We start from the raw sequence: 10630 nt of genomic DNA, 5'->3' as shown, positions 1-10630 counted from the left end.
TACTGGTAAGTTCTATGCCGTCATTCTAGTCGACACTGATATTAAGCCCTTAGCTAAGACCGGTAATCCAGTCGGTATTGATCTGGGGGTTGCTGACTTAATGATCACCTCCGATGGCGTGAAGTACCCAACGATTCGCTTTGATAAACGACTCAGTAAAAAGCAGCATTACTGGGAAAAACGTTTAGCTCGGAGAAGGTTACAAGCTCAGCAAGAAATTGCTTGGGATAAGCACAATAAGGTAATGGAACCCAGAGAACTATCTGACTTTAAGAACTATCAAAAAGCTAAAAGGATGGTCGCTAAGTATGCGGAAAAAATAGCCAACCAACGTAACAATTACTTAAATACGTTAACAAAAACTTTGGTAGCCCAATATGATGTGATCCATATTGAAGATTTGAAAACCAAGAATCTGCTTAAAAATCACAAACTTGCCAGAGCGATTGCTAACCAAAGCTGGCGAGAATTGCGTCGAATGCTGGAATATAAGTGCGCTTGGTATGGAAAACAGTTAGTCACTGTTAACCCTCGAAAGACTTCGCAGATTTGCTCAGGCTGTGGCTATGACGATGGTAAGCACACTTTAGATATTAGACAGTGGGCCTGTCCCAATTGTGGCGTTAGTCATGATAGAGATATCAATGCCGCAGTTAATATCCTACAAGCGACTGCGTAACTTAGCGTCTAAAAGACTATCTGGCACGGAACATGCCTTAGTAAATAGCCGTAACCTCTGCACAACATTCGTAGAATGCTGTGTAAGTCAGCGGTGTTCCTAGAAGCTCGTTACTTTAGTGACGAGTAGTTCACGTTTGGATAAAGTAGGTTGGGTTTTAATCGTATGACAACATTTTTCTTCTAAATCGTTGATGTACATTTAAACATCTGGCAAGATTAACCATGTAAATACTATTATGGAATGAAGTGAAGTTATGAAGGCTTTGTCGTTACGCTCAGACTACGCGCTTGAAGTTTTGAATGGTGATAAAACTATTGAATATCGATCTTGGCCCACCAAGTATCGTGGTGATCTGTTGATTTGTGCTGCAGCACATAAAATACCTAAAACCATACCTGGACACGCGCTGGTAGTGGTACGGCTTAAGGAGTGGAAAAGTTGGGTGATCATCAGTATGCATGGCAACTCGACCACCTACGAGCAATTGAACCATTCCCGGTTAAAGGGCGACAACGGTTATTTAACGTTGATGATAGCTTGATCAAGTACCATCCTGAAATCGATGATGAAAATAACCTCAGTGATGAGGCTGTTAAGGCGTTTGCCCAAAAGTACTTGATACCAATACGCTATTGATTCTGCATTGGGCACTTAATCGGTAACTTTGCGACTACTTTGATACATTAAAAAATATACATAGGAAAGGGGGAGGATGTATGGTCTCCTCCCTTCCTATGTATATTTGTGTATCAGTAAATATCCTGCTATCAAGCAAGTTATATTAAGCAGCTCATAACTGAACAACTTTGGAGCGATAGCCAGCTATCTAGACAAGCAAAAACGATTCGGTTTCAAATTACATCACTTCTTCGGTCCACAGCCCCGTTCATCCGCCGACAAGGGCTTCGTCTTCGGTGCGTTCGGATACATTTTCGCGCGTAAGCCATCATTAATCTGACGATATTTCGCTTCAGCTTTCGTATCCGGTCGGTAATAAGTCTTATTTTCCATCCCTTTAGGCATTAAGCCCTTACCCCAAAAATGTTCTGGAAACTGATGGGCGGAGACAAAGCCCACACCATGGCCTAAACTGAGCGCACCTTTATAGTGCATATCACGAGTCATGTCAGGCTGTTGCCAGTCATCCTTCGCTGCGTCTTCGCGGGCAAATTCGATGGCTTTAGTCGAGGCGTTGGCTTTGGGTGATAAACACATTGATACAGTCACAGCGGATAAGACGGATTGAGCTTTTGGCAGACCCACATCTCTGGCCACTTGCAAGGCATCGATAACCGGTGTCCAGAGGCTAATGTTAGCCACACCAATGTCTTCAAATAAGCCAACTTCGATCCGGCGAATAGCGGATTCCATATCGTTGCCATTCAACAATACGCCTAATGCCAATAGGGCGGCGTTCACATCAGAACTTTTAATGGCTTCGCAATACCAGGCAATCGTATCATAATGGCCGTCTTCACCATTATCGATTTTTGACGCACCAGCGCCTAATGTGGCATCAATGTGTTCTTCATCGAACGGCGCGCCAGATTTGACTAAAATCTCCAATGAAGATAAGGCCAAACGTAGATCACCGTTAGTACGGTCAGCTAAGTAAATTAACTTGGATTCGTCAATCTTTTGAGTTGCTTCATATTGGCCTAAGCCACGGTCGGTGTCTGTTAAAGCTTGTTTTAAACCAACTAAAATTTCGTCCTTGGTCAATGGTTTTAATTCGTAGATAACCATTCGGCTGCGTAAAGCTGGTGGTAGGTTAATGAACGGGTTTTCAGTGGTCGCACCAATTAAAGTGACGGAGCCATCTTCCACGGATGCTAATAACAGATCAACTTTGGGATGGTCCAAACGGTGAATTTCATCCACAAATAAGACGATTGGTTCGGTCTTGGCAACGGCTAACGCATTTTGTAAGTCAGCTTTGGTTCCATTGGCGGCATTAAAGTAGATAAAGCGCCGGTTAGTACTACCAGCTAATGCCTGCGCAATGGAAGTTTTGCCAATGCCAGGCGGTCCATATAACAGCATGGAACTGAGGGTGTTAGCAGCGACCATCATTGAAATGGGCTTGCCGTCACCAATCAAATCAGTTTGACCGATCACTTCTTCAATTTTACGGGGACGCATTCTATAGGCCAATGGCTGGACGTTCTTCAGGGAGCGGTTAGCTGATTGGCCATTACCGCTTGAACCAGATGCGCCGTTTAATAATGATAATTGTTCGGTCATGTATTTACCTTCTTTACTTGATCAATTAACGCTCTTATTACGGATTTAGGAACAACGTTTGAAGCATCATCTTTGTTCGCAATAATTTGCAGCGTCGATTTAAAAAGATTCTCAAACGTTAATAAAGTTAGAAGCCACTTTGATTTAGTCACTTTAAGAACCACTTTTATATTATATAATTTATTATTTAAATAAGCGTGATGATTGTAAAAACGTTGCGCTTGAATTGATAATTTGGGAATTAAGCGAGCTGTTTTATTGAAAATTATTTGGGTGCTTTTTGGTGTACATTGGGTATCTTATGGGCTAAGATAATTGCAGAGGTGATAATATGTCAAAAATAGAAAGTAAAAATGCTCGGATTAGTATTCGAGTGGATAAGCAAACTAAAGAAGAAGCTCAAAAAATCTATACTGAACTTGGACTTGATCTAAGCACTGCAATCAATATCTTCTTAACGCAAACAGTAAGGACTCAATCATTACCCCTCAATAAATTATCTTTAATTCCCGATGATGTTAATCAAGCACGTACTGATACGTTGCATAACCGTAATCTAACAAGTTTTAACTCGGTTAAAGAATTGGAAGACTATATTAATGAAGATTGAGGCAACCGCTAAATTCTTAAAAAGTGCCAAGAAGTTAAAAAAGAAACACTACAACATTAAAAAGATGTCAAAAGCGATTCAAGCAATTGTGAATGATAATGAGGTCGAACTCAAACGTTTGAGGCAACATCAACTTAAAGGAATCTGGAATGGTTTTGATGAAATTCATATTGAATCAGATTGGCTGTTGATTTACTATATTGAGGGCGATAAATTAAAATTAGTGCTGACCGACACAGGTAGTCATGATTCATTGTTTGGTTAAAAGGGCTGTATTTACAGCTCTTTTTTTGATCGTTCTTCAATTCATTCAGTGGGGTGCACTGGAGAAACCCGCAATAAATCAATCATGTGTATCATACTGATAACCCCAACAGTTAATAAAGCCCCAATTGGCCAAACAAATGCCAGAAAGATGCCAAAAATATTTGTACCGTACAGCAATAGTCGCGAACTTAAGCGATTTGAATTGTCAGGCCTCATTTCAGGATTATCTTTTAGTATTGACTGGTCCATCAACTGAAAAATTGCTGACCATAAGAACATAACAATTAAATAGACCACTTCAGGAACAGTCTTGTCAATGTGCTGACCGACCCAAGCAGTCGCAAAGGGAACCAGATTCAAAACAAATAACCACAGTCCGTTGAGCAGAAAGGTCCGTGTTGAAATAATCTTCGCCTTATTAAAGATATTATGATGGGAATACCAAACTACATATATCAGCGTGAAACTGACAATATAAGATAACAGGATCGGCCAATCTTGGCTTAACGTTTTCAAAGTTACGCCTTTAGGTGGGCGTAACTCGAGTACCATGATTGTGGCTGCAATCGCAATGACAGCATCCTTAAATGCTTCTAATCGTCCCTTATTCATCTTAACGCCTCCAATTTAACTTTATAAGTGGCGTCAGTTGAGAAAACTCGGTATTTTAATGCCGAGATGAATCAACGCCTTGGACGTCCACCGTTGTATCGGTCTAATTGTGAGTCAACGTATTGAACTATTGTTTCTTTTGAAGAGTATTACCAAGGGTACTCATAAAGAAGCTAAGAGACCATAAATGTCTGCCCCAGAGTGATTTTTTGGTTTGTGGAAACTGAATAAACCATGAACCACCTTTAAAAGCTTTAACGATTGAAGATGGCGCTGACTTAGGTGGAAAACTGATCACCATCTGAACCTGGCCACAGTTGCAGCTTGATTTAACCGAACTCGGTCCTGATCATCTACTCTATGCTATTGACTATCCTTATATTCAACCGGATGGTGCACAGAAGTTTCTTGTTGATGCGCCGATCGACCAAGAGATTAAGGAAAAGATTGGGCATGGAAATGCTGAGAGATTGTTTCATTTTTAGGCATCAAATATAACGGTTGTAGACTCAAATAGTCAATAATCATACAAAATACAATAATCCCCTAGAGGTAGACAACTGAATCAATGTGGTTGTCTGCCTCTAGGGGATTGTTGTATTTATATCTTCCTAGGTGAAAAATAGGAATAACTACTATGCGAGGACAGATAATTCGTTATACCAAGAGATTTCTTAATATCAATAGAACATTGATATCGAAACCAGAGCATATGCGATATTTAAAAAAAGTATCTTGGGACGCTAACCGATTATCTGAGCCAATCCTGATCGTTAACGTTTCTTATGACGCTTTTTGGCTAATTTACGCGCTTCATCTAAAGAAATGACATTATTAGCAACCATTGATTGCTGTGTCAACTGTGGGTCAGGTGCTAATAAGTCTTTGAATTCTGTTTTGGATATCTCCAACGCTTTACGACACTGATCAAACTTAGCTGCAAAGTTTTTGATTTGATCTTTATTGGGTGCTTCAGTTTGCCCTAAGTAAATTTGAAGCGCAACTTGAAGACGTTTTTGACATGGTAATGGGTCATCAGATGTGATTAATTTATTGAACACTTGTGACCAGAAAATGTTGTCTTGCAAGACACTGGGAATACCGGTTAATTTAGCCACCGTGGCCTTTGTGTAGGTTGGTTTTAGGAAAGACGTAAACCAGTTGAAACAATAATTGTTATAAGCCTCCTGAGAATTAAACTCAATTGCATTTGCTTGGAGGTTGATAAGTTCACCCAAACGAAATTCTTCAGCAAGTAAAATGGCTTCAATTTCATGTTCAGCAATAAGTTTAGTAAAGTCAGCATCATCAGTGAGGTCGGTTACGTCAAAAAGATCGGCCAGCTTGAGTATTAACCGCAATACCCTATCTTGATCTGTGAGGACATCATTATCCTCATCCAGTAGTGGGTTAAGCTCATCAACGAAATCGGATAAGACGTTCTGGATAGCCTCACTGGGAGTTAGGTAACGATTATCTATCAGAAAATCAATGTAGGGTGCTAGAATCTCATAACTATCGCTAGCTTGCTGAGGGGTCATGTTGATCCATTCGAGTTGCGAATCATTTAGTATTTGTGCCACTGACCTGCCCGTCCATTTACGTCGGAAACGACCAGTCTGTATGAATAAATCGTTATAAAAACGGTAAATCGTGGCCGCAACCTCGGTCATATTCATTTTGAAGCCTGACAATTTGGTCGGAAAGTGCCTTTGAAAATCGGTTAAGAATACTTCAACAATCGATTGCTCACTTGACACAAATGGTACTAAGATATCTGTTTGTAGTGCGTAATCGGTGGCATGCTTGATGTTTGAATGACTTTGCAAGACTTGTTTGGTGGTTTTAAGAACCGTGGCAGGTTTTTCGTTTGCTGTGAAAAAATGCATGATGGATACCATCGTATTAGGGGCTAGGTAGCTGGCCTTACCACTTTTGAAATCAATGAAATGGTAGCGAAGATCGCCGTGCCAATCATAGCCACCCTTAACAGTGGTGTCAGTATTGGGAGTTTGGGTGAGTAAAGACATGACATTAAGCGGTTTTCCATTAAGCACTTCTTGCAGATCAGATTGAATCTGATCAATAGGCGCAATTGAAGCAAGAACTGTTTGGTATTGTTTGAAAAAGGCTTTTCTAGAAGCATTTTGTCGTAAGTTCAGATGATTCTGTGCGGCAACGATTACAATTCGATCCAATAGACTAGCAATCACATTTTTATGTTTATCAAAGATGGCTTCTAGATCATTTTGAAAAGTTAATGAGCGGACGGTCTTGTTTTTGGGGTAAATGCTAATCAGGCCTGCTTGCAAGTAGTCTGCGACGTTATCAATATCAAATTGAAAAATAGTCAGTTCCCGATATATCTGAAAAAGTGTTGCAAAAGAGGTGTTATTGGCCAGAAGTAATATATCGCTAACGTGTTGCATTTCATAGTTTTTATACTGATCACTTGAAGTGAAATTGGGTGTTTTTTGCAGTTGACGAAGTTTTGCTAACCAGTAGCTACTAGCGAAATTTGGACCAATATTTAAGCGAGTGCCGAGATGGTGTTCAATATTTTTAGCAAGATTAGGATTACCCGTTATTTCGCCATTGGCAATGAGATAGGCGACATATTTGGTGAGGATGTTAAACCATTCAGTTGACTGTAGTTTGTTTGTTAGCAACGGCCAATATGGGTTTGAAATCAGTAAAGTTGTACTGATTGATTTTTGAGTCCATTTACGCGGATGCTGCCCCCAAATATCATACATCTGGGTACAAAACTGCAGCAGGTATTCTGGCGCCAGTTGCTTGCTAGCCTGATTGTGGACGTAATAATTAAGAAAAGGTTTGGTTTTGATAAAGTCACTGATATCTGCAGTCGCAGTATCAAGAACTGATTCCCGTGTGATTCGTTTCGGCATTGCGATGCCCCCTCGATTGTTTGATAGGGCTATTATACTTGAAAGTAGATGTGATATACAATTAGGGACTGTTAATGTGTTCGCCCCATTGATTGAATAATTTGGAATGTGTGTCTGTTGAGGGATAAAAGAACAGTAAAAAGTAGGCACATGAGGGTTAGACCTTAAATGATTCAAAAATTTGGTTATAATTAATGTAAAAGCTAATCAAATATCGAAGGAGTGTTTAATTATGGCAAAACCAATTGTTAGTGTTGATGGTGTCAAATACGTGGTGACCCAGCCCGCTACCGATGAAATCTTTGAAAGCACCGTAATGGGTGTCAGCGAAACGATTAAAATCGTCCATGGTAAGGGGTACAAGCTGGATGGAAATCCTCATAAATTATACGAGATTCAGTGGATGGTCGACGGTGATCTTGACAGTAAAAATATTTCGGATTGGGTGCAAGATTGGGATACGGCGGATGCTGTTTTCGAGTTAGATTAGGATAGTATTTTTATGGTCTGAATTGTCAAATCAAGTGCAACATTTTATCACAAAGGGCATCCCCAGTATTTCTGAGGTGCCCTTTGTATATCTTAGTTAGCGTTGATCAGCTCATCCTGCAATTTGGCCAATTTTGTCGTCATGTAAACGTGATAAGTATCCGGATTGGTCAGCCGTTTAGTTTCATCCGGCAATTCGGCTAAGCATTGCTTACTGAACTTTTGAATTTCCAACGGGCTAACGGCAGATTGCTTCAAGTCGACTGGTTTTAACAGTGGTTGAGCATCAAAGTCGTTTAATTTTTGAACTTTGCTGACACTGAGCGGGTTACTGTCAAAGGCTTCGAGGTGGTGTTGATTAACCACGTCTTCGTCAGCTAACGCAATCAGGTCAGCAAAGGCGTCGTGAGTACCCTGGCGGTAAAGCCGGTAAATTTGTTTTTGACCGGGAATGGTGACTTTTTCACGACTGTCACTGATTTTAATTTTCGGAATCAGTTGACCATTTTGCTCGATAGCGGCTAGCTTATAAACACCGCTTAATACGGGCGCTGACGCACTGGTGATCAACTTTTCACCAACCCCGAAGTTATCAATTGGTGCGCCCTGATGCAGTAACGATTCGATGATGTTTTCGTCTAGCGCGTTGGAAATCGTAATTTTAGCTTTAGGGAAACCAGCTTCATCTAACATGGTTCTTGCTTGGCGCGATAGTGAAGCAATGTCACCGGAATCAATACGGATGCCCACGGGTTCGTGGCCCTTAGCGCGTAATTCCTTGAACACGGTAATGGCGTTAGGAATACCAGAAGTCAGAACGTCATAGGTATCAACCAGCAAAGCACTGTTGTCCGGATAATATTTAGCCCACTGACGAAAGGCGGTTAGTTCATCGGGATAAGCTTCGATCCAACTGTGGGCCATGGTGCCGGCAACCGGAATCGAAAATAGCTTGCCCGCTAAAACGTTGGATGTGCTGGCGACACCACCGATAACCGCGGCACGAGCGCCATAGATTGCGCTTTGAGGTCCTTGCGCCCGGCGCGCACCAAACTCCATGATGGGCCGGTTACCAGCGGCGAAGGTCATCCGTCTAGCCTTGGTGGCAATGAGTGACTCGTGATTCAGAATGGTCAACAGCAGCGTTTCTAACAGCTGCGCCTGCGCAATCGGTCCCTCCACGGTCATTAACGATTCCCGTGGGAAAACGGGGGTGCCTTCAGGAATTGCCCGTAAGTGACAATCGAATTTAAAGGTAGCTAAGAAGTTTAAAAATTCCTCGTCCCAAAGATGGAGACTGCGGAAATAAGCGATGTCGTCAGCAGTAAATGAAAACGGCAATTCATCAATAATTTGCTGAAGCCCAGCAGTGATGACGAAACTGCCTTGATCGGGCACTTTCCGGAAGAAAATATCAAAGGTTGCTCGGGTATCGGGCAGATCTTTTTGAAACCCGTTGGCCATCGAAAATTCGTAAAGGTCGGTTAATAAAGAAAGGTTAAGCATTACTGATCGTCCAATCTTTTCATGTTTGATTGGTGTCTTGACACCCCATGAAATATTGCCTATATCTTAGCATACCTGAGCGAAAAGGTTTAATCTAATTTAAATAGACGTTCCCATTAATCGCCTAGTTTGGTAAAATAATAGAGAAACGATAAGCGTATATCGAAATTTTTTTTAAAAGAAGATGGTGTCTTGACAAGTACGGAAAGACGGTCACAGATTCAATCGGTTTTATCAACGAGTCAGTTGCCTATTAGCGCCAGTGAACTAGCGCGCAAATTCCACGTGAGCCGGCAAACAATCGTCGGGGATGTTTCCCTGTTAAGAGCGGGGGGAGAAGCAATCGTGGCGACTTTGCGTGGCTATGAATATCAGAAAAAGGCGGTCCATGAAGCGGTTCTAGTCTGCCGGCATTTTCCCAATGACACTGCTGATGAGATGCGACGAATCGTTGAAGCAGGCGGTGTGATTGAAGACGTTGTGGTCGACCATCCGCTGTACGGCCAGCTCAAAGCAACTTTACAGGTCAGAGATATTGGTGATGTGAACTTGTTTGTGGCTAAGCTGAAACGGCAGAGCGCACACTTATTATCGGAACTAACGGATGGTGTACACACCCATACGATTGCTTACGACACGCCAGAGCAGTTGGCTGCGATTCAGGCATCGCTGCGTGCGGCCGGCTATCTTTATGAAGACCACCTCGATGAGTGACAAGAAGCGGATGAAGTTTAACCAGTCTAGCTTGATAATTTTTGATTAAGGACAAGGAAACACGTTCTTTTAATCATTACGTTGAAAATTTAGAAGAATAGCAAAAGCAAAACAGCATCCCTGCTCGTGTAAGCAAGGCTGTTGTTTTAGTATTTTTTCGAAAAATAGTTACGGTTAGAACGGTTCCTTAGTCTCTGTCCAATCTTGTTTCAAGCCCTTACCGCCAGCTTCAAACGCGCTTACGATGCAATCTCTCAGCAGTAACATTTCATCATGATCTAAATTCTGAGTAACTTTACCAAAGAATTGATCAACATAGGCTTGCAACTTGGGGTCAGCCGTCCCGTCTTCCTTGCGTGTTCGGGCGTATAAATCAACGTGGCAGGCTTTTAGATCTCTGTTGAAGGCTTCGGATTTGGTATAAGCTAATTCTGAACGCACTTTTTCAAGCTCCTGCGTTAAGGCCTTTTCACGTTCAGCATTCATTGCTTGGTTCTTTTCGGCTTCTTTTTCTAAAATTGGATTCCCTTTGATTTGAGTCATGTTGCCACCAGTCCTTTGCATTAGAGATTATTGTTTATCCATTATTAAATGTAG

The 10630-nt window shown here is 41.5% G+C and carries 13 protein-coding genes and 1 pseudogene; 8 read left to right on the top strand and 6 right to left on the bottom strand.

The window, feature by feature from the left end:
* From FFM73_RS01795 to FFM73_RS12955, 3 genes and pseudogenes are all read left to right on the top strand, one after another.
* A partial coding sequence (locus tag FFM73_RS01795) for an RNA-guided endonuclease TnpB family protein (RefSeq protein ID WP_137630073.1) occupies positions 1–679 on the top strand: 679 nt, incomplete at its 5' end.
* A gap of 256 nt (positions 680–935) precedes the next feature.
* A pseudogene (locus FFM73_RS13290) lies at positions 936–1049 on the top strand (ASCH domain-containing protein); the annotation flags it as partial.
* A 71-nt stretch (positions 1050–1120) separates the two neighbouring features.
* Positions 1121–1318, top strand: a complete 198-nt coding sequence (locus tag FFM73_RS12955) for a hypothetical protein (RefSeq protein ID WP_235874425.1) — start codon at positions 1121–1123, stop codon at positions 1316–1318.
* Between the two features lie 225 nt (positions 1319–1543).
* Here the strand turns inward: FFM73_RS12955 and FFM73_RS01785 are convergent, their stop codons facing one another.
* A complete protein-coding gene (locus tag FFM73_RS01785; protein WP_137630071.1) occupies positions 1544–2926 on the bottom strand; it encodes an AAA family ATPase in 1383 nt (460 codons plus the stop codon).
* A gap of 331 nt (positions 2927–3257) precedes the next feature.
* Here FFM73_RS01785 and FFM73_RS01780 point away from each other — a divergent pair, with 331 nt between their 5' ends.
* Both FFM73_RS01780 and FFM73_RS01775 read left to right on the top strand, forming a co-directional pair.
* Entirely contained in the window at positions 3258–3536 is a 279-nt protein-coding gene (locus tag FFM73_RS01780) for a type II toxin-antitoxin system RelB/DinJ family antitoxin (protein ID WP_137630070.1), read from the top strand.
* On the top strand, positions 3526–3801 hold the full coding sequence (locus FFM73_RS01775; RefSeq protein ID WP_137630069.1) for a type II toxin-antitoxin system RelE/ParE family toxin: 276 nt from the start codon (positions 3526–3528) through the stop codon (positions 3799–3801). The genes FFM73_RS01780 and FFM73_RS01775 overlap by 11 nt, the downstream gene beginning before the upstream one ends.
* 41 nt (positions 3802–3842) lie before the next feature.
* On the opposite strand, the gene FFM73_RS01770 is transcribed toward FFM73_RS01775, so the two are convergent.
* Complete coding sequence (locus FFM73_RS01770) at positions 3843–4415, bottom strand: TMEM175 family protein (RefSeq protein ID WP_137630068.1); 573 nt, start codon at positions 4413–4415, stop codon at positions 3843–3845.
* Positions 4416–4542: 127 nt separating this feature from the next.
* A complete protein-coding gene (locus FFM73_RS01765) occupies positions 4543–4716 on the bottom strand; it encodes a transposase (protein WP_137630067.1) in 174 nt (57 codons plus the stop codon).
* A gap of 16 nt (positions 4717–4732) precedes the next feature.
* Between FFM73_RS01765 and FFM73_RS13160 the strand changes: the two genes are divergently transcribed.
* Positions 4733–4900 (top strand): amidohydrolase family protein, encoded by a 168-nt coding sequence (locus FFM73_RS13160; protein ID WP_137630066.1) that lies wholly within the window; start codon positions 4733–4735, stop codon positions 4898–4900.
* Between the two features lie 288 nt (positions 4901–5188).
* On the opposite strand, the gene FFM73_RS01755 is transcribed toward FFM73_RS13160, so the two are convergent.
* Positions 5189–7324, bottom strand: coding sequence for a hypothetical protein (locus FFM73_RS01755; protein WP_137630065.1), 2136 nt, complete (start codon positions 7322–7324; stop codon positions 5189–5191).
* A 232-nt stretch (positions 7325–7556) separates the two neighbouring features.
* Here FFM73_RS01755 and FFM73_RS01750 point away from each other — a divergent pair, with 232 nt between their 5' ends.
* The gene (locus FFM73_RS01750; protein ID WP_137630064.1) at positions 7557–7814 is read left to right on the top strand and encodes a hypothetical protein; all 258 of its coding nucleotides are present in this window, start codon (positions 7557–7559) and stop codon (positions 7812–7814) included.
* A 92-nt stretch (positions 7815–7906) separates the two neighbouring features.
* Here the strand turns inward: FFM73_RS01750 and FFM73_RS01745 are convergent, their stop codons facing one another.
* Complete coding sequence (locus tag FFM73_RS01745) at positions 7907–9319, bottom strand: nicotinate phosphoribosyltransferase (RefSeq protein WP_137630063.1); 1413 nt, start codon at positions 9317–9319, stop codon at positions 7907–7909.
* A 192-nt stretch (positions 9320–9511) separates the two neighbouring features.
* On the opposite strand from FFM73_RS01745, the gene FFM73_RS01740 reads away from it, so the two are divergent.
* Positions 9512–10033, top strand: a complete 522-nt coding sequence (locus tag FFM73_RS01740) for a transcription repressor NadR (protein WP_137630062.1) — start codon at positions 9512–9514, stop codon at positions 10031–10033.
* 174 nt (positions 10034–10207) lie between these two features.
* Here the strand turns inward: FFM73_RS01740 and FFM73_RS01735 are convergent, their stop codons facing one another.
* Complete coding sequence (locus tag FFM73_RS01735) at positions 10208–10576, bottom strand: hypothetical protein (protein ID WP_137630061.1); 369 nt, start codon at positions 10574–10576, stop codon at positions 10208–10210.
* Between the last annotated feature and the right edge of the window lie 54 nt (positions 10577–10630).

It is taken from the genome of Secundilactobacillus hailunensis (assembly GCF_005405185.1).
Taxonomy (GTDB): Bacteria; Bacillota; Bacilli; order Lactobacillales; family Lactobacillaceae; genus Secundilactobacillus; species Secundilactobacillus hailunensis.
This window is presented reverse-complemented; position numbering and strand designations above follow the sequence as displayed.

Excerpts from the sequence above, each read along its gene's own strand:
- FFM73_RS01775 (WP_137630069.1), top strand. The coding sequence starts at position 3,526 with ATGAAGATTGAGGCAACCGCTAAATTCTTAAAAAGTGCCAAGAAGTTA.
- FFM73_RS01755 (WP_137630065.1), bottom strand. The coding sequence starts at position 7,324 with ATGCCGAAACGAATCACACGGGAATCAGTTCTTGATACTGCGACTGCA.
- FFM73_RS01785 (WP_137630071.1), bottom strand. The coding sequence starts at position 2,926 with ATGACCGAACAATTATCATTATTAAACGGCGCATCTGGTTCAAGCGGT.
- FFM73_RS01735 (WP_137630061.1), bottom strand. The coding sequence starts at position 10,576 with ATGACTCAAATCAAAGGGAATCCAATTTTAGAAAAAGAAGCCGAAAAG.
- FFM73_RS01750 (WP_137630064.1), top strand. The coding sequence starts at position 7,557 with ATGGCAAAACCAATTGTTAGTGTTGATGGTGTCAAATACGTGGTGACC.
- FFM73_RS01770 (WP_137630068.1), bottom strand. The coding sequence starts at position 4,415 with ATGAATAAGGGACGATTAGAAGCATTTAAGGATGCTGTCATTGCGATT.
- FFM73_RS01765 (WP_137630067.1), bottom strand. The coding sequence starts at position 4,716 with ATGGTGATCAGTTTTCCACCTAAGTCAGCGCCATCTTCAATCGTTAAA.
- FFM73_RS01780 (WP_137630070.1), top strand. The coding sequence starts at position 3,258 with ATGTCAAAAATAGAAAGTAAAAATGCTCGGATTAGTATTCGAGTGGAT.
- FFM73_RS01745 (WP_137630063.1), bottom strand. The coding sequence starts at position 9,319 with ATGCTTAACCTTTCTTTATTAACCGACCTTTACGAATTTTCGATGGCC.